This is a genomic window from Aquimarina acroporae (assembly GCF_023195925.1).
Taxonomy (GTDB): Bacteria; Bacteroidota; Bacteroidia; order Flavobacteriales; family Flavobacteriaceae; genus Aquimarina; species Aquimarina acroporae.
The window spans coordinates 1-23,284 of record NZ_JALPRE010000004.1 but is presented as its reverse complement, the minus strand read 5'-3'; the positions used below and the strand labels follow the sequence as shown (position 1 = coordinate 23,284).

Sequence of the window (23,284 nt, the reverse complement as noted above, 5' to 3'; positions counted from 1 at the left end):
GACACATTACTCAAAAAAGAATCGGGAAAGATATTATTAAAAAAAAATCCGAAAACACCTTTTGGGAAGACATAAAGGGAGAGACCGTTCTCTATTTTTTAACTAGAAGAAAATTCGATTACCTAATTGTAACTGAATATAGAATAGTATTGATTATAAGAAATAAACTTTTTTTTGAGAGAGTCTTCAACAGAATTGAAAACTTAACTTATAACGGAATTAAATCTACTCTCGAAGTGTCTGATCAAAACGAAAATTTTTTGGTTTCGTTGAATAAATTCAGAATTAACTATGAAGAATCAAAATTCATAAAGGAAAGGTTATCTGAATTTAGAGATAGTAGAAACAAAATTCATTTACCAAATAACCGAAGATAAAACCAATTAATAATATACGAATACAACACCTATGAATTCTATTGAAGTTATCCTATTAAACTTTTCCGAAATTAGAAGACGTAGTATTAAACTATGGAATGGGATTCCAAACGAACACTTGCATTGGAAACCTGATGAAGAGGCTTTATCAATTATTGAAATGATTAGACACGTTTTAGAAGCCGAACATCTTTTCCACAAAATAATACAGAACAGAGGAAATTTAGGTGATTACAAATCGCCTTGGGAACACTTGGAGTATTCAGACTTAAAAAATGAACTGGAGTTTGCTGAGAAACATAGAACAGACTTTTTGAATATGATCAGGGAGTTGAAAGAAACAGATTTAGAAAACATAAGAATTGAAAGAAGTGAAGTAGGGCAAAGCAAAATACTTGGTGATTATCTAAACAGGATAGCATATCATGAGGCTGTTCACACTGGGCAAATGCTAGATTATTTAAGAACTGCCGGGATTGAAAGACCCCAAGTATGGGATTAAGAGTTAATCCCAAAATAGTAACTCTATAAATTATTTAAAAATTTAAGAACGAATGTAACCGATTTACAAACCATAAATATGTGATCTATATGCTCATGAAAAAAATAGTAGTTGCTGCTTTCGCTTTCGTTGTACTCACAAGTGTATTAGCTTCATTTAACTCAACTAAGGTAGAACGTTATGATAATGCTGGTAGTTTAAGCGAAAAAATTGAGACGCACATTAAGCGTTATATTGAAAATGATGACTATCAAGGTGCCGTTCTTATTGCGAAAGATGGAAAAATACTTTTTTCGAAGGCGTATGGAATGGCAGATAGGGAACAAAAGATAGAAAACACTACAAAAACACCTTTTTTGATAGGATCATTAACAAAATCGTTTGTTGCGGTAACTGTAATGCAACTAGTAGAAACTGGAACACTAGATTTACATGCACCCATACGAACGTATATCCCAGAGCTTAAAGAAGAACTAGGAAAAGAGTTAACACTCCACATTCTTCTTAAACATCAATCGGGTCTGGCACAACATCTAGAAAGAATCACTAACTTCGAGGATAAAGATGTAAGTGCTAAAGAAATTATTGATATCATTAATACTTCTTCCCTTTCCTTTACTCCCAGTTCCCAATACCAATATTCTAATCTCAACTACACTCTATCTGCAATTGCTATAGAAAAGGTTACGGGCAAATCATATGCTCAGGTATTACAAGAAAAAACTTTTACTCCCCTGGGAATGAGCCTGTCTGGAGTCGAAAGAAAATCTAATTATCTCCAAAACAGGGCAAAAGGTTATCGTAAAGGTACTTTTGGGATTAAAAATGACGAAAATATTGTCTCATATGCCTTAGGTTCGGGAGATATTTTTTCTACGGTTGAAGATTTATACCAATGGGATCAAGCCCTCTATAATAATAAACTACTAACAGAAAAAAGTAAAGCACTACTCTTTGATGGAGAAAGTTATGAACTTGGTAGTTATGGGTATGGGTTTCGAATTATGGATTACCAACGGGGAAAAGGCAACACCAAAAATGGAATTCTAATGCGCCATGGCGGAACAATGAATGGATTTATGTCTAATCTGCATAGATATTCTAACGATAAACTAACAGTGATCATACTGGGAAATATGAGAACTTTCCCAATACGAAAGATGACACGGGAATTAAAAGAGATAGCATTAAATATAAAGCCAGAAGACAGAATTAATGCTAAACTTGAGTAACCGAATAGAGCTGATTACAACAAAGGTGTTTTATCTGTGTCGGCAGCTTAAAACTATGGTAATGTTTTAAATAAATTACATTCTAAAACTATAAACTAAGATTCTAAATGGATACGAATTCTGAAGGCATCTTTACCGCTATAAGAGCATCATATTCTCAGTTATCTCCCGAGTGTGAGGAGGAGTTCCTGGAAAATGTAAAATTTTGCACCTACCAAAAGGGAGAAATTGTGGTACGAGAAGGACAGTATTCTAAAAAAGCTTATTTAATTATAGAAGGCTGTTCGAGAGCATACTATTTAAAAGATGGTAAAGATATTTCTGACTGGTTTACCTTCGAAAATCAGTTCATGGCTTCAATTATTAGTTTTTTTAGTAATGAACCAAGCCCACACTATGTCGAATTTGTTGAGGATTCTAAAGTTATAGAATTTTCAAAAGATACAGTAGATAAACTCTCTAAAAAGTATCACGATTTTGAACGACTTATATCTGCCGTAGTTACTGAAACTATGTTGGGGTTATGTGAACGACTTCATACTATTCAATTTGCGAAAGCAGAAGAACGGTTTAGTCGTCTTATAGAAATCTATCCAGATATTACTCAAAGAATACCACTCACGCATATTGCATCTTACTTAGGAATCACTCTAGAAACATTGAGTAGAATACGAAACCCTAAAAAACAGATTTGATATAGATCAAATGATAATACTTTCATTAGATAGAATTTTGTACAAAACTAAAAGATGGAAGAAAATTCAATACAACTTAAATCAATTTGGGGAAGCTGGTGGGAACCCATTAGAAAATGGTTTTATCCTTCATGGTTACTATATGAAACCACCATTCGCTTTTATGAGTATGGCATATACACATACCAATACATTTTAACCTTATCATTACCTGTAAATGAAATAACTATCCAAGTTTTAGGCATTTTATGTGCAGTAATTTCATTCTTAGTGTGCTTTCTGTTTTTAACAGTACCATGTTGCATGGCTTTATTCCGATTTTTTAGACCTGAACCATGGTCTAGTCCTACTCTATTTGAAAGAAAATTGAAAACCTATTTCTAAAATTATATGAAGAAAATTGTCATTATTAATGGTCATCCTGATAAAAAAAGTTTCAATTATGCATTATCTGAAGCCTATAAAAAAGGAGCGCAAAAAGCGGGTGCTGAAGTTCAAGAAATTAATATCAGAGAATTACACTTTAATGTAAACTTACAATTTGGATACAGAAAACCATGTGAACTTGAACCAGATTTGATCTCAGCTCAGAAAAAATTACAGTGGGCAGATCATTTAGTTTGGGTATATCCTGTTTGGTGGGGCTCAGTTCCTGCAATTATGAAAGGTTTCCTAGACAGAGTCCTCCTTCCTGGATATGCCTTTAAAAAAAGACAAAACTCGCCTTGGTGGGATAGATACTTTACAGGCAAAACTGCAAGAATAATTTGCACACTAGATCAACCTGCCTGGTACTATAAACTCATATATAAAAGCCCAAGTCATAATGCGATTAAAAAAGGAACTTTACATTTCATTGGCGTGAAAAAAGTAGGAATTACAACGATTGGACCTATAAGGTTATCAAAAGTAGAGTTTAGAGAAAAGTGGTTAAAAAAAGTTGAAAAGTTGGGGACATTGCATAAATAATAGAAGTAATATGAAAATAACAAACGGTAAAATACTCATTTGCACAGGCATTGCACATTCTCTCTTAGGGTTATCTAATTTTGGATTTGGCAAACAATTTAGAGGATTTATGGATACATGGTTTTTTAAAATCAGTGATGGACTCTTGGAATTCCCCCTACTCCATGGCCAGATGAATTATGAAAACTTTGCTGCATTTTGGTTTTTCTATTTTGGCGTAGTAATCATTCCTATGGGAATAGCGGTAAATCATATAGAAAAAACAACAAGAAAAATACCTAATACTTTTATTTGGGGGTACCTTATTATGATACTTATGGGAGTGTATATGATTCCATTATCAGGAATGACATTCTTTATGTTACCACATGCCGTCTATATGATAATACAAAGAGGTAAAACATGAAATGTATCTTTAAAAATTGCTGTTCTAAACGTTAAAAACTCTTCATTTTGAAATTGATTACACCAATACCATGAATAATATCTCAATAACAACAATAGTACTTTTTATCGTGTCTACGATAATCACGCTGCTTCTTTTTTATAAGTCATCAAAAAATAAAAAAATGATGGCCGGAATTCTAATTTGGATGACCCTTGTAGGTATATTAGGTGATTTCGGTTTTTATACTGTGGATAATGTATCACCTCCTAGGTTTATTTTTCTTTTAGGTCCGGGAATACTATTCGTACTCCTTCTCTTTCTATCGAGAAAAGGAAGGCATTTCAGTAACCAACTAGATCTAAAATGGCTTACATTACTTCATATTGTACGAATTCCCGTTGAAATAGTTCTATATCATGTATTTCTGGCAGGTTATATTCCAGACCTAATGACTTTTGAAGGCTATAATTATGATATACTTTCGGGGTTTTCGGCTTTACCGATATATTATGCTGTATTCATTAAAAACTGGATAGGACGAAAAGGGCTATTAATCTGGAATTTTACTTGTTTAGGATTATTGATTAATATTCTAACCATTGCAGTACTTAGTGCTCAAACTCCTCTTCAAACATTGGCCTTTGATCAACCTAATATAGGTGTAACATATTTCCCTTTTGTTTGGCTCCCAGCCCTAATAGTTCCTATTGTGTTCTATTCTCATTTGTCAAGCATATTTCAATTATTGCGAATAAAGGATAAGAAAATTCCAATCTATCATAAGAAAAGATAATCACCACAATCTACGATACACTCGATAAGGTTCTTACATATATGACCTACATATAATCCAAAAATAATCGCTATTTTCACCCCAAACTGATAGTTAAAAGAGATCTTACCAATAGATCTAAACACCTACATTTATATTTTCTGTGTATAGCATTATTACCTTTTTGAAAAAAAACCTAACATTTTCAAATTTCTGGATACGAAACGAAATTAGCCTTTTCATTATAGCATTAGTTGCCAACCACTTAACTGAGGAAGAGAATTTTCCACTTAATGACGATTACCGTTTTCCATGGTATGGGATTTTCGCATCAATGATGGTAGGAAGTGTAATCTTAATTATTAGTTATTTTAATTTTAAACACTTTAAGGGCAAATACTTCAGCACCAAAATTAATACCCAAACACTTTTACGTTTTCTGTTTTCAACATTAGGGTATATTGTTTTGGCATATGTTCTTTTATATTTCATTTTAATAGGAGCTGTAGATGCCGATTATAATTTATATGGGTTTCTTACAGGTATATCACTTACTCTTCTGGTGAGTAGTATTGGAATATCGGCTGCATTTGCAAAAGATATATATGAACTGCATAAGATGGAGTCAATAAGCGGAAAACTGAAAGTGCAACAAGGAGGCAAAATAACTTTGGTAAACTACTCTGAGATTAGTTTTATCTATAGCGAAAACAAAATAGTATATATTGCAAAAATCGATGGAGCTTCTATTATAACAGATTTCACATTGAACGATATCGAAAGTAAACTTAGCGAGCAAAGTTTTTTTAGAGCAAATAGACAAATCATTCTTCATGCTCGCTCTATTGAACAAGTACAATCTATAGAAAACGGAAAGTTATCGGTATTACTCAAACCCACTTTGGCAGACAACAAAGCTTTTCAGATCACAATTAGCAGATATAAAAAACAAACATTTATGAATTGGTTTCAAGGTAAACTATAAATCACAATGATTATTCGGCTATTATTTTGATACCATTCAGCAAAAATGAATGGTTTTCCTCAGTTTTTCAGACTTTATCGTTATTAATTCGTAGTGAAATTAAAAACGATTAAAAAATGAATAAGACCTTTTTAACTACCAAATTAACGCCTGTTGTTGTCATAATACTTTTTTCTATTTTATACCTAACAGGGTATTTTCAAATGATGATAGCCGCTTTAATCGTTCTATTAGCAAGTGCTATAGAATATAAAAAAGAACTATTTACATCGTTAGGTTTTCAGCGCAAGAGAATAAACGTAAAAAGTCTATTAGTGATGGCGCCATTGTTTGGTATAGCTTTTTTTCTAGTGTATTATTATATTATGGTTCCTGGTGTTACGTATCTAACCGGACAACCTATTGACTATTCTGCATTCGAATCTTACAAAGGTAATTTACCAGCAATCTTAAGTTTATTAGTTTACATTTGGTTATCGGCCGCTTTTGGTGAAGAAATTGTTTTTAGAGGATACTTGATGAGACAGTTTACCAAATTTTTTGGCTCAAGTACAATAAGCCTTGTTCTAAATGTTTTAATTTTCGGACTTATTTTTGGATGGCTTCATGCTTATCAAGGAATTACCGGACAGATCATAACAGGGATTATAGGTATGATCATGGCTCTCATTTTTCATTTCCGTAAAAATGATTTATGGTTCAATATTGCTGTACATGGCTTTTTTGACACAACAGCCTTGGTATTTATCTATTTTGGAATAGGATAATCGAACAGCATGTAATTACACCACAACTAGCTTTTGAACACTTTAGATTCTGTGTATTTGTAACAAAAAAACTATTACTAGTACTTATAGGTAAACAAAAAGTAGATTATGAAACTTACTGAATTTAATATTGGTTCGAATATCATAAAAATTGAAAGAAATTTTTTAGGGACAGAGTATGTTTATCTTAATGATTCACTAAGCAGTAGGAAAAGAACATTATTCGGGACCACCCATAATCTAAAAATTGATGGGATAGATTATAGTATAAAATACACGGTTAAAGATTGGTTTAAGAATTGGACCGGAAAACCCGCTTTTGAATTAATTTCGGGAGAACGTATTGTTTCTGAACATAAAATTACAAATTCCTTATTTTTCTCTATGCAGTTTATGCTCTCGCTAGTTATTTTTTATGCGATTAGTCTTGTTCTTTGGATGGTTATAGAATCTGCTAAAAGAGGTTTTGTTTTGGATGCATATTAGAAGAGATGTATGCTGGCTTCTATAAGTTATCGGAAATTCATCTTAATTTTGCTACCTTAGTGACGCATGGGTAATAGCTAACATATTTTGAATGACTAGAGACATCATCGACATCAATGATTTTACCATTTTAGTAGAGACTGCATGCTCACAGGAAGTAATCAAAGATTCTTGTCGATTTGATGAACCCGTAATTGCTGTAGCCTTTTACGGTTCTGGAAATGTTGACCTGGAGATGAGTTACCCAACTGGAAACCGCAAACTAAAGTACACCAAAGGGCTAGCACTTTCTTTTTATGCCGATGAGCAAGTAGATTGTATTCATACCGTATCCAAGGACCATCCGCTAGAATGTATCGTAATTGCAACGGCAACTCGAAATTTACAGAATCTTCCCAATCAGGAAGGCGAGTTATTCTCTGAGTTACTTCAAAATCTGGTACATCCAAAAGATCACTATGTCGAAGGCCCTCACTTTTATATGACCCCTGAAATGCATCAGATTGTAGATAGCCTTTTTAATATAAAGTATGAAGGCAAAACCAAAATGATGTTTTTCAGAAGTCAGGTCACCGCCTTACTCTCACACTTTTTTGGTCAATTGGCTTTGAATCATACACAAGAGATGAAATCGGTTGATAAAAACCGTCTTGAAATGGCTAAAGATATTCTTTCTAAGAATCTGGATAACCCCCCCTCATTAACCGAGCTTTCCAAAAAGCTTGGTTTAAATACTACCAAACTGAAAAAGGAATTTAAAGAGGTGTTTGGGTTACCTGTATTCAAATACTTGCAAAACGAAAGGTTAACTACTGCTCACACTTTAATAAGCACAAAAAAAACTACTGTACAAGAAGCTGCATGGCATGTGGGCTATGACAGTTTAAGTTCCTTCTCCAATGCTTTTGCCAAAAAATTTGGCTATCGCCCCAGTCAAATAAAGTAGTTCGCCTTTTCGAACAAATCATACTTCTTTTTGAATAAATAATCCTGATAAGGCTCCACTAGTTTTGTCCTGTATTTAAAAATTATAGGACATGAAAATCATTAGAGCAATTTTAATCGGTATCGGAATTTGGATCCTCGGAGTAAGTGCGTACACGCTTTCATATGAATTTCAAATTCTTTCAGATCCAGAACAGCAAGCCAATACAGTTTTGTTCACAGTAATTATTCCTTTAGTATGGTTAGGCTCTTATACCTACTATAAAAAAGGACACAGCACCCATGGATATTTTGTCGGACAAGTATTTTTACTTGTCGCTGCATTCTTAGATGCGACAATCACTGTACCTCTACTCATCGTACCAAATGGCGGAAGTCACTACACATTTTTTACAGATATAGGCTTCTGGTGTATTGCAGCAGAACTTATGGGTGTAGCTGTGCTATACTACTACATCATGGTATATCCAAAAATCAAAACATTATCAAAATGGAATTCAATTTAGAAACCACAATAGTATTGCTAACAATCATGTTAACTGGACTTACTGCAGGTTTGTGTTTTACATGGACAAATGCGGTCACTCCGGGAATAGGACAACTAGACGACTTGGGATTTCTTCAGGCCTTTCAGCAAATGAACAGAATGATTATTAACCCAACATTTATAATGGTATTCTTTGGGCCGTGTATAGGCACAATACTTATCATTTACCTCAAATACCAAAATGCAGATATATCGTTTTGGATGTTCGTCGTAGCTGGTCTCATCTTTATCCTGGGAGTTGCATTTGTAACCGTCTTCAGAAACGTACCACTTAATGAGGTTTTGGATCAAACAAATTTAGTTACTGCCGCTCCCGAAGAACTTTTGGGTCTTCGCAAGAAATTTGAAAACCCATGGAAACAATGGCACTTAGTTAGAACCATAAGTTCACTCACATCCTTTGTGCTCTTGCTCATGGGGTGGTTATTCACCCATGTATCATCATCTCAATTAATAAATCATTAAATATATACTTATGAAAAATAACATTTTAGTTATCGGAGGAACCGGTAAAACCGGAAAACGAATTGTAAACCTATTGAATAATTTAGGACACCATGTAAGAGTTGGTTCCAGATCGGGAAGCCCTGCATTTGACTGGCATAATCCTGAAGGATGGTCGGCTGCTGTAGAAGGAATGGAAGCCATTTACATCACGTATCAACCAGATTTGGCAGTACCTGGAGCACTAGAAGCTATAGAAGGACTGGTAAAAGTTGCCAAAAGTAACCATGTGAAAAAACTGGTATTACTTTCGGGTAAAGGAGAGAAAGAAGCACAACTCTGTGAACAAGTAATCATTCACTCTGGCTTAGATCATACCATTGTAAGAGCCAACTGGTTTAATCAAAATTTTAGCGAAAACTTTTTAACAGAGGGAGTACTGGCCGGACATGTAGCACTACCTTTTGCCGAAGCAAAAATCCCGTTTGTAGATGCAAATGACATTGCCGAAGTTGCAGTAAAAGCATTAACAGAAGACACCCATAACGGTGAAATCTACGAACTTACGGGGACAGAAGGATTGACTTTTGAAGAAGCTGTATCTATTATTGCCGAGGCTACCGACAGAGAAATTCAATTTACAGGAGTGAGTATCGAAAGCTATGTAGCAGCTCTTAGAGATCACAAATTACCAGAGGACTTTATCTGGCTTATCGAGTATCTGTTTACTGAAGTTCTAGGGAACCCAAGCAACTCAGATATCACCCATGATATTGAGAAAGTACTCGACAGAAAACCCACTAGTTTTCAGGAATATGTAGAAAAGACAGCATCAACAGGAGTTTGGAATCTTGTTGCAGACCAGTCTATTTAATGCACTTACCTAAGGGTAATGTAAAATAGCATTACCCTTAGGTATTTTTCTAAACAAAGATTCTAATTTCCACAGTAGAATTGAGTTAGTCAAACAACAAACCGAATATCTACGAATTCATCTTGATTCACTATCTTTCGAAGACATATAAAAAAAGAAAAACATAGTGTACATAGATATAGAAACAGAAAGATTACTCATACGACCAATTGCTCTAACAGACGCTAAGTTTATTCTTGATTTGGTAAACTCTAAGGGATGGCTAAAATTTATTGGAGATAGAAATATTTCAAATGAAGATGATGCAAAAACATACATCCAAAAAATACTAGATAACTCAAATTTTTATTACAACGTTTTTGAATTAAAAGAAACTAAAGAAGCCATTGGCGTAGTCACTTTTCTAAAACGAGATAACGAAAAATTTCCCGATATAGGATTTGCTTTACTCCCAGAGTTCGAAAAAAATGGATATACCCTTGAAGCCAGCAAAGCATATCTTGATAAGATTAGTCACTCAAACATTTATGAAGATATCATTGCTATCACCTTGTCTAATAATAAAAGATCAATTAACCTATTACAAAAACTAGGACTCAATTACACAGGCAACCACAAAAGAGGGGAAGAAATCTTGTCGTATTATAGTTTAAAAACAAAAGTTAGAGGTAACAAATAGGTATAATGAAACACATGATATAGGCGTTATATATATTAAATCCTGTATTTGAAAAGTATTCTCAAAATAACAACAAAAATTTTGCTATTTGTTTTTCTAACCATAGTAACTCAAATTGGCGGAATTGTATATGTACTCAGCATGATCATTTCAAAAAAACTGAAGTGGAAGTCAAAATTTAAATCAATTTCAGTTTTTATCACATGCTATGTAATAACTTCCTTATTTTTAGTTCCTCTTATTGCTCCCATATTTGGTAGAGAAAAAGTAACACATACAGATGGTATACAACCTTCTAATTATCTCACCACTGTATTAAATAGAAACTATGTTACTCCAGAACTTAATGATGTACTCTTAAAAACCGAAAAAGCATTGAAAGGATCTGGTATAGAAATTAGTTATTTAGATGCAAATTTTCCGTTTATAAATAAATTTCCGTTACTCCCTCATTTAAGCCATAACGACGGGAAGAAAATTGACATTAGCTTGATTTACGAAACAAAAAATGGAGTAATAACAAGTAAGCAAAGATCGGTAAGTGGGTATGGAGTATTTGAAAACCCTAAATCGAATGAATACAACCAAATACATAAATGCTTAGAAAGTGGTTATTTTCAGTATGATTATCCCAAATATGTAAGCTTTGGCAACATAAATAAAGAATTGGTTTTTTCAGAAAAAGGCACAAAAAAACTCATTCAGGCCATATTAAGAAACAAAGATTTAGGAAAACTATTTATCGAACCGCATTTGAAGAAAAGAATGAACTTAACACATTATAAAATACGATATCACGGTTGCAGAGCTGTAAGGCACGATGATCATATTCACATACAGTTACATTAAAAGAAATATCTACAACTTTTATAAGCACTAGGTATACATTACAAAATTATTATGCCATTCTACAACGTCGCTATTTATTTGGTACTTTAGTGGCTGTAATACGAAAATTTACACATTATATTCATTAAACAAATACATATGAACTTTCATGTTACTCTTAGATCTCTTTATGTAGTTACATTGCTTTTATTGGGTAATTCTGTTTTCGGTCAAAATATCAAGAAAGAAAAAATGGAACTGCTTAGCTTTATGACCGGTGAGTGGATCGGAACAACCAAACTATATGAGGAGGGAGTAATCACAAAACAAGGTTCTGCCTACCAAAAAATCACCTATGATCTGGATAAGAATATTTTGGTTATTGAATTGAATACAGAGTTCTTACAACTCCACACAATAATCTATTATGATGAAAAAGACAGCACCTATTATTATTACCCTTTTTCAAAAAGAGGAGTTGCCAAATATCCCGCAGCATATAAAAATGGTCAATTCATAGTTTCTAGTAGTGAAAAAAATAGATTTGTTTTCTCCAAAACTGCAGATGGAGGGTTTCAGGAATATGGTGAACGGCTAGTTAATGGAAAATGGACTAGGTATTTCCAAGATGATTTTAAAAATACGAAGTAAACAAAGAGTATGAAAAAATTTTGGTTTCAAATAATTCTATTCTTAACCTTTTCGAGTCTAGCAAAAATACATGCTCAGGATGTGAATTGGTTAGAATACTATTCTATAGAAGAAGGTCTTAAAGAACCTGATAAAGTAGGGTATCTGGTTTTGAGAGGAAAGGATTTAGAGAAGTTTCCTATGGAAATCTTCAACTTTAAATACCTTAGAAAGATCGACTTACAGGATAATAAAATCAAAACTATACCAAAAGAAATTGGAGAATTGGTATATCTGGAAGAGCTAATCTTACAAGACAATGAAATAGACTCTTTACCAGAAACTCTAGGCAATTTAAAAAACCTGAAAGAACTATATTTAAGAGATAACGATCTAACGTATTTACCTGATTCTTTTGGAAACTTGAGCAACCTTACTCATTTATTCGCAGCAAATAACAAATTAAAAGAGCTTCCCAGATCATTTGATCAATTGAGTTCTTTAACCGATTTAGATTTAAACGGGAACAATTTTTTAGAATTTCCTAAAGCTATACCTTCTATCATTTCACTAGAATATATCAATCTGGCAAGGAACGGTATTGGTAAATTAGGTGATTTGGATAAACTCAGTAAACTACGTGAACTTCGGGTTTCAAAAATAAATGAATTCCCCTCTTCAATTTTAAACTCAACCAGCATAAAATATCTTTTCTTTTATGATTGTGATTTTGGAGAAATTCCAAAAGAATTATCGAATCTAAACACATTGATTAAGTTAACTTTTGAAAATTGCTACCTAAAACAACTACCTGAAGGATTCGAAAAACTCAATCAGATAAAGCGACTCGATTTACGCAACAATCAAATTGAAAGCTTTTTACCCCATTTTAATAATTGCCACAAATTCAAAGAAATTATATTGTTGAGAAATAAAATTTCCGAAGAGGAAAAACAACAACTTAAAAATATGTGTCCGAATATCAATTTCAGGATATAACAAGAAACAATAGACTTTAGTAAACTCTAAACCAACAAATTACTTTTTAGGTCTAAACACTTTTATATTTTCGTCATTGGTATCCATCGTATGTTCCCCTATCAACTCTAAGCAATACGGAATAGCAGGAAAAACCACTTGCATACATTCTCTAATCGATTTAGGTTTCCCTGGTAGGTTTATGATTAATGTTTTATTGCGAATACCTGCTGTTTGTCGAGATAAAATAGCTGTAGGCACATACTTCAAACTTTCTTGACGCATTAGTTCGCCAAACCCAGGCATCATTTTATAACATACTTCCTCTGTAGCTTCAGGTGTTACATCTCTAGGTGCAGGACCTGTGCCTCCTGTGGTAAAAATGAGACAACATTCTTTTGTATCACTAAGAGTTATAAGTCTTTCCTCAATGATATGCTGCTCATCGGGAATTACTTCATAAACAGATTCCCAAACCGAAGACACATACTCATTCAAAACATTAATAATCTCTTTTCCAGAAATGTCTTCATAAATCCCTTTACTTGCCCTATCTGAAACGGTAAGTATGCCAATCTTTAATGAGTTCATAGTACAGTACACATAATTTCTTGCAATAATAGGGAGATATAAAATCAAATGCAACATAGTTGCAATTAGTATTTTCTTATTAGATTTGTACTTCAATACATCTCTATTATAAACCATAACAACGATGAATATTTCTAATAAATTACCAGTAACTGTTTTAAGTGGATTTCTAGGTGCAGGAAAAACTACACTTCTTAACCATGTTTTACACAATAAACATGGATTAAAAGTCGCGGTTATTGTAAACGATATGAGCGAAGTAAACGTAGATGCCGAATTGGTTAAAAGTGAAAACACGCTCTCACGTACAGAAGAAAAATTAGTAGAAATGAGCAATGGCTGTATTTGTTGCACCTTGAGAGAAGACTTAATGATAGAAGTAGAACGACTTGCTCGTGAAAACAGATTTGATTATTTACTCATAGAAAGTACGGGTATTAGTGAACCGGTTCCAGTGGCTCAAACTTTCTCGTTTGTAGACGAAGATAATGGAATCGATCTATCCCGTTTCAGTTATGTAGATACTATGGTAACGGTAGTTGATGCCTTCAATTTTTTTAAAGATTTTGGAAGCCCAGAGACCCTTATAGACCGAGATTTAACCAATATCGAGGGCGATGTAAGAACTATTGTGAATTTATTGACAGACCAAATCGAATTTGCCAATGTTATTATTCTCAACAAAACCGATTTGGTAACCAAAGAAACTTTAGGAATTCTAAAATCTATAATTAAAAAACTAAATCCTACTGCCAAAATTATAGAATCTTCTTTCAGTAAGGTATCTCCAGAAGAAATCTTAAACACGGGGTTATTCGACTTTGAAGAAGCAGAACAAAGTGCAGGATGGATAGAAGAATTGAATAAAGACGAGCATACCCCAGAAACCGAAGAATATGGTATAGGTTCATTTGTATACAGAAGTCAAAAACCTTTTGATCCTGTTCGATTCCTAAATTATATCCGCAACCAATTTCCAGCAGGAATCATTAGAAGTAAAGGACTATTCTGGATCGCTTCAAGACCTGAACAAGCTCTTGTCTGGGGTCAGGCAGGAGGATCAATACGAACAGATTATGCTGGTGTTTGGTGGTCTAGCATGCCCTTTGAAAAAAGAATTCAGTATTTACCATTTGTAGAAAATCAACAGCATATTGAAGCTGAATGGGATGTTACATTTGGAGATCGAAAAAATGAGCTGGTATTCATTGGTCAGGACATGAATAAACAACAAATCATTGCAGAACTTAATAGTTGTTTAGCAACCGATGAAGAACTAGCAACCAAAACATGGGTACAAGGCTATGATGATGAATGGCCAGTTGACCGAGCTTTTGCTTTACAATAGGTTCTTAACTTTACAGCCCTTTAGATCATTCTGAATTATATCGAAGTTGATAATTCATCAAGAACAAATAGATGACGGTAACTTTCATATTACTTAAACAAAAGGTAAAATAAATGTACCCTTAATGCTGTATCTTGTTTCACCGTTCAGTAATGCCTAACTCAAAACTTTGATCAACAACCAAAACATCTAGTTGAAGGTATTTTATGTACCTATTAGCATTTATTCAAAAATAATATGGAATATAACAGACGAAAATTTATATCCTTTATTGGTAAAGCCGGTTTAGGGACCATGATAACACCTCCTTTTTTAATTAGCTGCGGTAATAACAGCAATACCGTAAATATAAAAGATGAACCAAAAGAAACTCTTGAGCTGCTAAAAGAAACCATTCTAGAAGGTATAGCAGCATCAGACCAAGACGATTTACTACTCGCAAAAGGTCTAGATTATCATACCATTATTAAATGGGGAGATAAAATTAGTAATAAAGATCACTTTGGATTTAATAATGATTTTACCTGCTTTATTCCTTTTGACGAAAATAATCCAAAAGACGGATTGTTATGGGTGAATCATGAATATGTAAATCCGCTTTTTGTGTCCAATTTCAATTTCCATGACTTTGAAAAACCTGAAGAACATCGAACTATTGAACAAATAGATAAGGAAATGTATAATGTTGGGGGCAGTATTATAAGAATTAAAGAAGAAAACGGAAAATGGAAGATTGTAGAAAACGATCCTTATAATAGACGAATCACGGCACAAACCCCTATTCAATTAAATTGGGACTCCCCTATAAAAGGAAAAACTACCGTTATGGGTACACTTAGCAATTGTTCTGGCGGGATTACCCCATGGCAAACCTTTCTCACTTGCGAAGAAAACTATGATGGTTGCTTTGGAGAAACAGAGTATGATGAGCAAAATGTAGCTACTCATAGACCCAGTTGGTACGGTTGGGAAAAGTTTTATGAATACCCCCCAGAGCATTATGGATGGGTAGTAGAGATAAACCCAAAAGACGGAAGCGCTCAAAAACATATTGCCTTGGGTCGATTTGCCCATGAATGTTGCACTGTATATGAACTAGAAGATAAAAGAGTGGTTGCATATACTGGAGATGATAAAAACAACGAACACCTATACAAATTTATATCTTCTAAACCTGGTTCTCTAAAAGAAGGCACACTTTATGTAGCTGATACTATTAACGGAAAATGGCTTGCTTTAGATTGGGAAAATCAACCCATTTTAAAAAGCAAATTTAAAGATCAAACCGAAGTGCTCATTAGAGCCAGAGAAGCAGCAAAATTATTAGGTGCTACCGAATTAAACCGCCCCGAGGATATCGAAATTGATCCTATTACCGGAAATATATTTGTGACATTAACCAACAACAAAAGTAAAGATGATTTTCACGGCTCAATTTTAAAAATTGAAGAGAACAATGCAGCTTTTGACGCTCTTGATTTTAAAGCCTCTACCTATATCGCAGGTGGAGAAGAAAACGGTTTCTCATGCCCAGATAATCTAGCATTTGACCAATCGGGAAATCTTTGGATGACTTCAGATATGTCTGGTAGTAGTATGAACAAAGAAGATAAACCCTATATGCCATTTAAAAACAATAGCTTGTTTGTGATCCCAAGATATGGTAAAGATGCTGGTAAAGTAATTCGAGTAGCATCTGCACCACGCGATGCCGAACTTACCGGACCATGGTTTTCACCAGATGGAAAAACATTATTTTTAAGTGTGCAACATCCCGGAGAACAAACCACCGATGTGAACAATCCAACCAGTAAATGGCCTTTTGACAAGGACAATATTCCTAAACCCGCCGTGGTGGCTATTACTGGTGATTTAATAGAAAAAATGAATAAACTTAGTCAAATACAGGAGTCTCAAAATTCCTGATAAAGCATAACTACTACATTTTACAATACATCCCCCCGCTCCTATATCGAGTGGGGAATTTTATTTGATATTGCTTGAGTAGGTTAAAGTATATCTAAATAAAATACACGGACATTTCCTCTCCATTAATATTGCTATTTTTATTAAAAAATATATGATTACTTTTTATAACTATATACATTTGATGGCAGTAATTTCAAATAAACCCTTATGAAAACAATAGTAACCCTTTCTCTTTTCTTTCTAATCTCATATAACTTTACCTATGCTCAAAGTGAAGAATGTCTTAAGAATATCAGAACTGGAACTTTTGAGTATGTAACGTCCGGAATTAAAGTAACTGTTATTAGAACCGAAAATGAACAAATAGAATTACTAAATGAAGGGAAATCAAAAGCTATTAGTAAAGTTCGATGGATAAATAATAGAGAATACATTATAACTTTTGTAAAATCTATCAATTTACCAGGTTGTTTAAAGGAAGGAGATGAAATGAAAATGGTTATTACCGAATGTAATGGTAATACATATACCACCATTGGTTCTTCCAAAAGGTGTGGAAATGCTGGAATAACAATTACCAAAATACAAAACTAAGGCTCAAACAATAAAACAAAAAGCGTAAATATAGAATAAGGTTAGTTGCAAAATGAAAAAAACATTATTGTTACCCGATCAGGAAATATCTCCTTCTTTAACGGCTTCTGTTAACTCCTCTTGTAATGAAATGATTTGGGAAAATGGTGTATCGATTTCTCAAGATGACTATAATTTGTCTAATTTAGAATTCTTTTGTGAAAGCTTACCTAAGGGGTATTTTCCAGATTATGCAGTTAGTGATACAGGATGTTCGGTAGTCTCTAAACGTTTTAAAACCTTTTTAGAAGACATGGGCATAGATAATATTCAATATTTTCCGGCTACTATTATTGAAAATGTGGACGAACCAGTCAAAGAAGGATATTTTGTCGCTAATATTGTTGGGGTTTTAGATTGTATCGACAAGAACCTCTCCATAATGGATATGGATCAAGACGAAGGAAATATCATGATTTGGAGTATCGATCAACTCGTGCTTATGGAAAATATGCATACCTCTGACAAGATTTTCAGAGCAAAGTATTTTACTAGAATAATTTTGGTAGATGAATTGTTTAAGGAGGCATTTAAACTGACAGAAATGGAGGGTATAAAATTAATATCTCCTGAAAGATGGGATGGGTATAATGGAGAAAGATAAACGTGTACAAAATGTGAAGTCGCATTTTGCAACTCCAATGAGACACATGTAATAATCTCTACATCATATCTCAGTATTACCACCAAAAAGAAATGTTTTACAGAAATTCAAAACCATTTTGAGAAGGTATAGATGTTAAACGCAGGACAACGTATGAGAAAATTCCTTTTGATAGTAATAACTGTTAACTCTTTGCATAGTATAGCTCAAAAAAGAACTCAAATATTTTTCAAAGATTATGTCGAATGTTATTATTCAGATAAAGAAACTAAACCGATATCGATATATGAAAGCCCCAGTGGAAAAATTATTACAGAATTGACAGTTTTGACAGAATCTCTTTGCTGGTATAAATTTGCAATATCTGAATCAAATAATGGCTGGTTGAAAATAGAAAATGTAATTGTTTTACCTGCTTGCGAAGGAAATGAATTGAACAATGATATTGGAAAATATAAAGGCAAATGGATATCATCTGAAAACATGAAAATTTCACTTCCCCATTTCACAAAAGAATCAGGAGTTAAAATTAACTTCTATGAAAACACAGATAAAAATTCAAATATTATATTTACTGCTATTGAATATTTATCAACTGAATTGACTGAGGTAAATGGAACTTGGGCAAAAGTGAAATTCAAAAAAAATGGAAAGTTATATACTGGATGGATTGAAAGAAAATATCAATGCCCATATCCTTGGACCACTTGTCCCGTGTGGAATTAAAAACGTTGCCTGACAAAGCATAAGAAAACATATGGCTTTAGGCTTAATCAAAAGGTATATGTGTATTTGTAAAGTCGCCAAACATAAAATTTGATTAATTATAAATGACAACAATCGAGTTTATAAATAAGCTGCCAATTCTGGAACAGGAACTTAAAGAAGCTCTTCTTGAGCATTCTAACATTTCCAGGCATGAAAAAGGTGACTTCATCATTAAAAACAATGAGTACATTAAGGTTCTAAAAATTGTATTAGACGGAAAAGTACGAGTATACCAGGCTAATGAAGATAGAGAAATTCTAATCTACTATTTAAACGCTATGGAAACCTGTACGTTGTCACTTTCTGCTTGTTTTGAAGATTGTAAAAGCACCGTAAATGCTATTGTTGAAGAAAATTGTAGTATTCTAAACATTCCTGTGCGATTTGTTAGAGATTGGAATTTTAAATACAAATCTTGGAATACTTTTACTACTAATACCTTCAGAGAAAGTTATAATCACCTTATTAATCAATATTCGACCTTAGCTTTTCAACCACTTAAAGACCGTTTGTTTGATTATCTAACCTCAAAAGCCTCCAATGGTATTGTTAAAAAATCACATCAGGAACTAGCCCGAGAATTAGGCACCACCAGAGAGGTAATTTCCAGATTGTTAAAAAATCTTGAAAAGAGTAACAGACTAATATTAGGACAAAGAGAAATCATACTCCTAGAAAAAAAATAATAGGCTTGTAACAAAAGTCACAGGTATACCTTTATTGCGTAGCGTTACTTTGTATTGAAAATAAAATACAATAACAATGAAACGTACACAAACACTATTAACAGTAATAATTTTAGTTATAGCATTTACGTCTTGTACAGGACAAGATAAAATGAAAAAAGAACCCCTCCAATCTTATACTACACATTCACCAACAGCACATCATAAAGTAGCATTAGAAGTATTAGAAGCCAGTAAAAAATGGATTGCCGAATTTAACCAAGGTAATACCGAAGCCTGCATACAAGGTTATGATGTTAATGCCGTTATGAGCGCCATGCCGTTTGGCGTTAAAAAAGGAATAAAAGAAATCTCTGAGTTCTGGATGCCATTTATAACTTCAGGGGCTACCAATTTAATATATACCAATGTAAGTGTAGAAGTTGCTAACGAGACTACAGCATTCCTTTCTGCCAATTGGAGCATAAACGTAGGACAAGGTATAATTTATCAGGAAAAATGGGAAAAGAAATCTGGAACCTGGGTATTAACCTATGATAATTTTCACGTTTTAGAACAGTTTAAAACCCCAAAAGACAATCCTACCAATCCAATAGGCAGCCATGTTGCGCTAGAAGAAATGATTAAGGCTTCTATGCTGTGGACAGATGGTTTTAATACAGGGAAGAGTGAAATTTGTGGAGATGGTTATTCTGAAAATGCCAGTATGCATCCTGTACCTTTTCCAACCGTTGAAGGAAAAAAAGACATTAAAAGTTTTTGGGCAAAAATGATTGAAGATGGTGCGACTAATCTAACGTACCATAACCCGACTTTTAAAGTGATCACAGATCATTCAGCCGTATTAACATCACTATGGAGCATGAATATTGGAGAAGGTAAAATTTACCAGGAAAAATGGGAGAAAAAAGAGGGTAAATGGGTATTAACCTATGATGAGTTCGAAGTATTACAACAATATTAATAAAAATTGAGGCTGTTCGAATCATATAGAACATGCCTCAATTTTTTCTATCTTCTCACTATGAAATTACAAAGCTTTACACTTCAAATTTTTGACCCCAAACAAACACTTCCCTTTTATATTGATGTTTTGGGGTATACGCTTTTAAAAGAAGCAACTATAGATGACAGTACATATTTCGATTTGGGCTTTAAAAACACCAATTTTTTTATTCAATTAAAATATACGCCACAACTTGAGAAAAGGGTATATCAAGAAGCAGCAATACATAATTACTGGAAATACAGTTTGTTTGTAGATGATATTCAAAAAGCATATCGCAATGTTCAAAAGCATAATTTCCCTATTGGGGAGCCCTATCAATTTGATGATATTGGGTATTTATCTCATACCGAAGATACCGAACATCATAAAGTAGAATACATTCAAAAAACATTTCGGCAAAACACACCAGTGCAAACCGAAGAACCCACAGCGTTGGGGCTATTGACCATACGCACCAAAGATCCCGTAAAAACTATTAAACTCTACGAAGACATTTTAGGTATGAAATTATTTGTGCGCATGTATGTCAATCGTGGTAAAGGATTTACCTTATACTTTTTAGGTGATCAGGATTTAGAAGCCCCCAATCCTGATATCGATGCTATTGAAAACCGAGAATGGATGTATCAACAAAGTCATTTATTTATTGAAATACAACATTACTGGAACAGTGAACAAGACGATAATTTCGTTCTAGAAGTTACCGACAAAAACGGCCTGCAAACCATTAATTTTTTAGGGAATTTAAATACTGTAAAACAACGATTGGTAGCCAATAATATTCTGTTTCATCAGGAAAAGGACCAAATACTATTTAAAACTATAGATAACCATACTATTTTGGTCAAAGCCGAATACACCAACGGGCATAAAAACCGGGACTTGAACGCTTAAAGGAAATTGAATTTTTTAAATTTAAGGGCAAGATGAAAAAAGAATGAAAAAATTACCAAAATATATCTAAATAAAACATCCTTAAGATTTCTTCTTGTCGATAATTATTATTTTTATAGAAAATATATAGTCGTCTTTTGCAGCTATATAAATGTGTTACCGATAATTTATACAAAATGGGTCCAGAAGAATTTATAAAAGCTTATGAAAATGCTTTGGCGACACAAAATTGGAAAAATATAGAACCTCTGGTTTCCAAATCTGTAACCGTTACATTTTCTGATGGCTCAGTACATTTTGGAAAAAGTAACGTTCAAACCGCATTTGAAAACAATTTTAGTAAAATAAAAAATGAAGAATATTTAATCGAAAATGTGAGATGGTTGCGCAAACAGGAGAGCTTTTCGGTTTACTTATTTGACTTTTATTGGACAGGCATTGTAAACGGAAAATCTGTTTCTGGAAAAGGAATTGGAACTTCTGTATTAATAAAAGAGGATAACAGTTGGAAATTATTGACAGAACATTTAGGGAGAAAATGAGACTGAGTTTTGAATACTAAAAACAGCTAACAATTTCTATATTACATATACTTCCTTAGGGAGTAAACACAGCATACAAGAGACGTAACCAATACACTAATCATTATGAAAGTTACAGCCGAAAAAAACGAAAAAGTTGCCAATATGATCTTTGGAACTATTTATCCTCTTTATCTGAATAGATTGGAGAAAAATGATAGAACAAAGGAAGAACTGGACCAGGTAATTAAATGGTTTACGGGATACGATCAAGAGACGCTAGACGGCCTAATCGAAGAAAAAGTAACATATAGAACATTCTTTCAAAAAGCTAAGATTCATAAGAACGCTCACATGATCAAAGGAGTGGTTTGCGGGTATAGAATCGAAGAAATAGAGGATGAATTTGAAGTGTACAAACAAAGCAGACAATTGGAAAAGCTGATAGATGAATTGGCTAGAGGTCGAAAAATGGAGAAGATTTTGCGTGAAGAAAAAAAGTAACTAAAAAACCTGCCACCAACAAGGCGTAGACATTGTAACCAATCTAAAACACTATGAGAATTCTTGTATTACTACTAGCCATAGCGCTGGTAAGCTCTTGTAAAGACCAAACGAAACAACAAACAACAGAACAAACCAATGACATGTTCCCGATCATTGGCACCTGGGAGTTAATTTCGGCAACTACGATTCAAGGTGATAGTACGTATCAAAAAGATTTATCTAATAAGCGAATGATCAAAATCATAAACGATTCTCATTTTGCTTTTCTTAATCACGACCTCAACAAAGGAGAAGATTCCTTGGCAGTATTCGTTGCAGGAGGAGGATCTTATACATTGGCAGGAGATACATATACCGAGGTTTTGGAATATTGTAATTTCAGAAAATGGGAAAGCAATACGTTTGAATTTAATGTAAAAGTAAAAGGTGACACCTTGATTCAAAGTGGTATCGAGGAGATTAAAGAACTTGGTGTTGACCGAAAAATAATCGAAGTGTACATAAAAACAGAAAAATAGTAGCTAAGTAATTCATCAACTGGCATTTGTACTTTTTATAATATTTCATGATTCTTAAGGCTTTAGCAGCGAGATTTTCAAAGCCTTATTATACTACTTAAGAGCATACAACCTCTGGTAGCGATAAGCTGTTATCCTCTAGTGATGTTTTATTAAGTTTTTAGGGTAACATTTAGGC

General features: G+C 33.5%; 30 protein-coding genes. 29 read left to right on the top strand and 1 reads right to left on the bottom strand.

Translation table 11 applies throughout. The features are described from left to right. Positions 1 to 408 precede the first annotated feature (408 nt). The 18 genes from M0D21_RS08255 to M0D21_RS08170 all read left to right on the top strand — a co-directional run bounded on the left by M0D21_RS08255 (position 409) and on the right by M0D21_RS08170 (position 13,119). On the top strand, positions 409 to 879 hold the full coding sequence (locus M0D21_RS08255) for a DinB family protein (RefSeq protein ID WP_248328304.1): 471 nt from the start codon (positions 409 to 411) through the stop codon (positions 877 to 879). Positions 880 to 974: 95 nt separating this feature from the next. Further along, entirely contained in the window at positions 975 to 2,111 is a 1,137-nt protein-coding gene (locus tag M0D21_RS08250) for a serine hydrolase domain-containing protein (RefSeq protein WP_248328302.1), read from the top strand. A gap of 107 nt (positions 2,112 to 2,218) precedes the next feature. After that, the gene (locus tag M0D21_RS08245; protein ID WP_248328300.1) at positions 2,219 to 2,806 is read left to right on the top strand and encodes a Crp/Fnr family transcriptional regulator; all 588 of its coding nucleotides are present in this window, start codon (positions 2,219 to 2,221) and stop codon (positions 2,804 to 2,806) included. Positions 2,807 to 2,816: 10 nt separating this feature from the next. Beyond that, positions 2,817 to 3,005 carry a hypothetical protein gene (locus M0D21_RS08240; protein ID WP_248328298.1) on the top strand — a complete coding sequence of 63 codons (189 nt, stop codon included), beginning with the start codon at positions 2,817 to 2,819 and terminating at the stop codon, positions 3,003 to 3,005. A gap of 191 nt (positions 3,006 to 3,196) precedes the next feature. Continuing rightward, entirely contained in the window at positions 3,197 to 3,775 is a 579-nt protein-coding gene (locus M0D21_RS08235) for an NAD(P)H-dependent oxidoreductase (RefSeq protein WP_248328296.1), read from the top strand. A gap of 10 nt (positions 3,776 to 3,785) precedes the next feature. Next, positions 3,786 to 4,181 carry a DUF6463 family protein gene (locus M0D21_RS08230; RefSeq protein WP_248328294.1) on the top strand — a complete coding sequence of 132 codons (396 nt, stop codon included), beginning with the start codon at positions 3,786 to 3,788 and terminating at the stop codon, positions 4,179 to 4,181. 163 nt (positions 4,182 to 4,344) lie between these two features. Beyond that, the gene (locus tag M0D21_RS08225; protein WP_248328292.1) at positions 4,345 to 4,956 is read left to right on the top strand and encodes a hypothetical protein; all 612 of its coding nucleotides are present in this window, start codon (positions 4,345 to 4,347) and stop codon (positions 4,954 to 4,956) included. 163 nt (positions 4,957 to 5,119) lie between these two features. After that, entirely contained in the window at positions 5,120 to 5,920 is an 801-nt protein-coding gene (locus M0D21_RS08220) for a LytR/AlgR family response regulator transcription factor (protein ID WP_248328291.1), read from the top strand. Positions 5,921 to 6,036: 116 nt separating this feature from the next. Next, on the top strand, positions 6,037 to 6,687 hold the full coding sequence (locus tag M0D21_RS08215; protein ID WP_248328289.1) for a CPBP family intramembrane glutamic endopeptidase: 651 nt from the start codon (positions 6,037 to 6,039) through the stop codon (positions 6,685 to 6,687). A 108-nt stretch (positions 6,688 to 6,795) separates the two neighbouring features. Continuing rightward, the gene (locus M0D21_RS08210) at positions 6,796 to 7,173 is read left to right on the top strand and encodes a hypothetical protein (protein WP_248328287.1); all 378 of its coding nucleotides are present in this window, start codon (positions 6,796 to 6,798) and stop codon (positions 7,171 to 7,173) included. Between the two features lie 91 nt (positions 7,174 to 7,264). Beyond that, on the top strand, positions 7,265 to 8,119 hold the full coding sequence (locus tag M0D21_RS08205) for a helix-turn-helix transcriptional regulator (RefSeq protein WP_248328285.1): 855 nt from the start codon (positions 7,265 to 7,267) through the stop codon (positions 8,117 to 8,119). Between the two features lie 91 nt (positions 8,120 to 8,210). Further along, positions 8,211 to 8,624 (top strand): DUF5367 family protein, encoded by a 414-nt coding sequence (locus M0D21_RS08200; RefSeq protein WP_248328283.1) that lies wholly within the window; start codon positions 8,211 to 8,213, stop codon positions 8,622 to 8,624. After that, the gene (locus tag M0D21_RS08195) at positions 8,609 to 9,130 is read left to right on the top strand and encodes an anthrone oxygenase family protein (RefSeq protein ID WP_248328281.1); all 522 of its coding nucleotides are present in this window, start codon (positions 8,609 to 8,611) and stop codon (positions 9,128 to 9,130) included. Before M0D21_RS08200 ends, M0D21_RS08195 begins: the two co-directional genes overlap by 16 nt. Positions 9,131 to 9,140: 10 nt before the next feature. Beyond that, positions 9,141 to 9,983 carry an NmrA family NAD(P)-binding protein gene (locus tag M0D21_RS08190; protein WP_248328279.1) on the top strand — a complete coding sequence of 281 codons (843 nt, stop codon included), beginning with the start codon at positions 9,141 to 9,143 and terminating at the stop codon, positions 9,981 to 9,983. A gap of 166 nt (positions 9,984 to 10,149) precedes the next feature. Further along, positions 10,150 to 10,662: a GNAT family N-acetyltransferase gene (locus M0D21_RS08185; RefSeq protein WP_248328277.1), complete on the top strand. Its 513-nt coding sequence runs from the start codon at positions 10,150 to 10,152 to the stop codon at positions 10,660 to 10,662. A 48-nt stretch (positions 10,663 to 10,710) separates the two neighbouring features. Next, positions 10,711 to 11,511 (top strand): hypothetical protein, encoded by an 801-nt coding sequence (locus M0D21_RS08180; protein ID WP_248328275.1) that lies wholly within the window; start codon positions 10,711 to 10,713, stop codon positions 11,509 to 11,511. Positions 11,512 to 11,649: 138 nt separating this feature from the next. Next, positions 11,650 to 12,141, top strand: coding sequence for a hypothetical protein (locus M0D21_RS08175; protein ID WP_248328273.1), 492 nt, complete (start codon positions 11,650 to 11,652; stop codon positions 12,139 to 12,141). 9 nt (positions 12,142 to 12,150) lie between these two features. Beyond that, the gene (locus M0D21_RS08170; RefSeq protein ID WP_248328271.1) at positions 12,151 to 13,119 is read left to right on the top strand and encodes a leucine-rich repeat domain-containing protein; all 969 of its coding nucleotides are present in this window, start codon (positions 12,151 to 12,153) and stop codon (positions 13,117 to 13,119) included. 39 nt (positions 13,120 to 13,158) lie between these two features. On the opposite strand, the gene mog is transcribed toward M0D21_RS08170, so the two are convergent. Beyond that, the gene (mog, locus tag M0D21_RS08165) at positions 13,159 to 13,689 is read right to left on the bottom strand and encodes a molybdopterin adenylyltransferase (protein WP_248328269.1); all 531 of its coding nucleotides are present in this window, start codon (positions 13,687 to 13,689) and stop codon (positions 13,159 to 13,161) included. 124 nt (positions 13,690 to 13,813) lie between these two features. Here mog and M0D21_RS08160 point away from each other — a divergent pair, with 124 nt between their 5' ends. From M0D21_RS08160 to M0D21_RS08110, 11 genes are all read left to right on the top strand, one after another. Then, positions 13,814 to 15,037, top strand: coding sequence for a GTP-binding protein (locus M0D21_RS08160; RefSeq protein ID WP_248328267.1), 1,224 nt, complete (start codon positions 13,814 to 13,816; stop codon positions 15,035 to 15,037). Between the two features lie 237 nt (positions 15,038 to 15,274). After that, positions 15,275 to 16,963, top strand: a complete 1,689-nt coding sequence (locus M0D21_RS08155; protein WP_248328265.1) for a PhoX family protein — start codon at positions 15,275 to 15,277, stop codon at positions 16,961 to 16,963. A gap of 210 nt (positions 16,964 to 17,173) precedes the next feature. Further along, positions 17,174 to 17,560, top strand: a complete 387-nt coding sequence (locus M0D21_RS08150; RefSeq protein WP_248328263.1) for a hypothetical protein — start codon at positions 17,174 to 17,176, stop codon at positions 17,558 to 17,560. 52 nt (positions 17,561 to 17,612) lie between these two features. Then, entirely contained in the window at positions 17,613 to 18,203 is a 591-nt protein-coding gene (locus tag M0D21_RS08145) for an imm11 family protein (RefSeq protein WP_248328261.1), read from the top strand. A 153-nt stretch (positions 18,204 to 18,356) separates the two neighbouring features. Further along, positions 18,357 to 18,929 (top strand): hypothetical protein, encoded by a 573-nt coding sequence (locus tag M0D21_RS08140; RefSeq protein WP_248328259.1) that lies wholly within the window; start codon positions 18,357 to 18,359, stop codon positions 18,927 to 18,929. 104 nt (positions 18,930 to 19,033) lie between these two features. Further along, positions 19,034 to 19,657 carry a Crp/Fnr family transcriptional regulator gene (locus M0D21_RS08135; RefSeq protein WP_248328257.1) on the top strand — a complete coding sequence of 208 codons (624 nt, stop codon included), beginning with the start codon at positions 19,034 to 19,036 and terminating at the stop codon, positions 19,655 to 19,657. A 76-nt stretch (positions 19,658 to 19,733) separates the two neighbouring features. Then, positions 19,734 to 20,621, top strand: coding sequence for a Cif family virulence factor (locus M0D21_RS08130; protein WP_248328255.1), 888 nt, complete (start codon positions 19,734 to 19,736; stop codon positions 20,619 to 20,621). Between the two features lie 60 nt (positions 20,622 to 20,681). Then, positions 20,682 to 21,560 (top strand): VOC family protein, encoded by an 879-nt coding sequence (locus M0D21_RS08125; RefSeq protein WP_248328253.1) that lies wholly within the window; start codon positions 20,682 to 20,684, stop codon positions 21,558 to 21,560. Positions 21,561 to 21,736: 176 nt separating this feature from the next. Continuing rightward, positions 21,737 to 22,102, top strand: coding sequence for a nuclear transport factor 2 family protein (locus M0D21_RS08120; protein WP_248328251.1), 366 nt, complete (start codon positions 21,737 to 21,739; stop codon positions 22,100 to 22,102). Positions 22,103 to 22,207: 105 nt separating this feature from the next. Next, positions 22,208 to 22,585, top strand: coding sequence for a DUF2200 domain-containing protein (locus M0D21_RS08115; protein ID WP_248328249.1), 378 nt, complete (start codon positions 22,208 to 22,210; stop codon positions 22,583 to 22,585). Between the two features lie 53 nt (positions 22,586 to 22,638). Continuing rightward, on the top strand, positions 22,639 to 23,106 hold the full coding sequence (locus tag M0D21_RS08110; RefSeq protein ID WP_248328247.1) for a hypothetical protein: 468 nt from the start codon (positions 22,639 to 22,641) through the stop codon (positions 23,104 to 23,106). Positions 23,107 to 23,284 lie beyond the last annotated feature (178 nt).

Bases quoted from the DNA above. Each gene is read 5' to 3' on its own strand.
- M0D21_RS08255 (WP_248328304.1), top strand. From the start codon at position 409: ATGAATTCTATTGAAGTTATCCTATTAAACTTTTCCGAAATTAGAAGA.
- M0D21_RS08250 (WP_248328302.1), top strand. From the start codon at position 975: ATGAAAAAAATAGTAGTTGCTGCTTTCGCTTTCGTTGTACTCACAAGT.
- M0D21_RS08245 (WP_248328300.1), top strand. From the start codon at position 2,219: ATGGATACGAATTCTGAAGGCATCTTTACCGCTATAAGAGCATCATAT.
- M0D21_RS08240 (WP_248328298.1), top strand. From the start codon at position 2,817: ATGATAATACTTTCATTAGATAGAATTTTGTACAAAACTAAAAGATGG.
- M0D21_RS08235 (WP_248328296.1), top strand. From the start codon at position 3,197: ATGAAGAAAATTGTCATTATTAATGGTCATCCTGATAAAAAAAGTTTC.
- M0D21_RS08230 (WP_248328294.1), top strand. From the start codon at position 3,786: ATGAAAATAACAAACGGTAAAATACTCATTTGCACAGGCATTGCACAT.
- M0D21_RS08225 (WP_248328292.1), top strand. From the start codon at position 4,345: ATGATGGCCGGAATTCTAATTTGGATGACCCTTGTAGGTATATTAGGT.
- M0D21_RS08215 (WP_248328289.1), top strand. From the start codon at position 6,037: ATGAATAAGACCTTTTTAACTACCAAATTAACGCCTGTTGTTGTCATA.
- M0D21_RS08210 (WP_248328287.1), top strand. From the start codon at position 6,796: ATGAAACTTACTGAATTTAATATTGGTTCGAATATCATAAAAATTGAA.
- M0D21_RS08205 (WP_248328285.1), top strand. From the start codon at position 7,265: ATGACTAGAGACATCATCGACATCAATGATTTTACCATTTTAGTAGAG.
- M0D21_RS08200 (WP_248328283.1), top strand. From the start codon at position 8,211: ATGAAAATCATTAGAGCAATTTTAATCGGTATCGGAATTTGGATCCTC.
- M0D21_RS08195 (WP_248328281.1), top strand. From the start codon at position 8,609: ATGGAATTCAATTTAGAAACCACAATAGTATTGCTAACAATCATGTTA.
- M0D21_RS08190 (WP_248328279.1), top strand. From the start codon at position 9,141: ATGAAAAATAACATTTTAGTTATCGGAGGAACCGGTAAAACCGGAAAA.
- M0D21_RS08175 (WP_248328273.1), top strand. From the start codon at position 11,650: ATGAACTTTCATGTTACTCTTAGATCTCTTTATGTAGTTACATTGCTT.
- M0D21_RS08170 (WP_248328271.1), top strand. From the start codon at position 12,151: ATGAAAAAATTTTGGTTTCAAATAATTCTATTCTTAACCTTTTCGAGT.
- mog (WP_248328269.1), bottom strand. From the start codon at position 13,689: ATGAACTCATTAAAGATTGGCATACTTACCGTTTCAGATAGGGCAAGT.
- M0D21_RS08160 (WP_248328267.1), top strand. From the start codon at position 13,814: ATGAATATTTCTAATAAATTACCAGTAACTGTTTTAAGTGGATTTCTA.
- M0D21_RS08155 (WP_248328265.1), top strand. From the start codon at position 15,275: ATGGAATATAACAGACGAAAATTTATATCCTTTATTGGTAAAGCCGGT.
- M0D21_RS08150 (WP_248328263.1), top strand. From the start codon at position 17,174: ATGAAAACAATAGTAACCCTTTCTCTTTTCTTTCTAATCTCATATAAC.
- M0D21_RS08145 (WP_248328261.1), top strand. From the start codon at position 17,613: ATGAAAAAAACATTATTGTTACCCGATCAGGAAATATCTCCTTCTTTA.
- M0D21_RS08140 (WP_248328259.1), top strand. From the start codon at position 18,357: ATGAGAAAATTCCTTTTGATAGTAATAACTGTTAACTCTTTGCATAGT.
- M0D21_RS08135 (WP_248328257.1), top strand. From the start codon at position 19,034: ATGACAACAATCGAGTTTATAAATAAGCTGCCAATTCTGGAACAGGAA.
- M0D21_RS08130 (WP_248328255.1), top strand. From the start codon at position 19,734: ATGAAACGTACACAAACACTATTAACAGTAATAATTTTAGTTATAGCA.
- M0D21_RS08125 (WP_248328253.1), top strand. From the start codon at position 20,682: ATGAAATTACAAAGCTTTACACTTCAAATTTTTGACCCCAAACAAACA.
- M0D21_RS08120 (WP_248328251.1), top strand. From the start codon at position 21,737: ATGGGTCCAGAAGAATTTATAAAAGCTTATGAAAATGCTTTGGCGACA.
- M0D21_RS08115 (WP_248328249.1), top strand. From the start codon at position 22,208: ATGAAAGTTACAGCCGAAAAAAACGAAAAAGTTGCCAATATGATCTTT.
- M0D21_RS08110 (WP_248328247.1), top strand. From the start codon at position 22,639: ATGAGAATTCTTGTATTACTACTAGCCATAGCGCTGGTAAGCTCTTGT.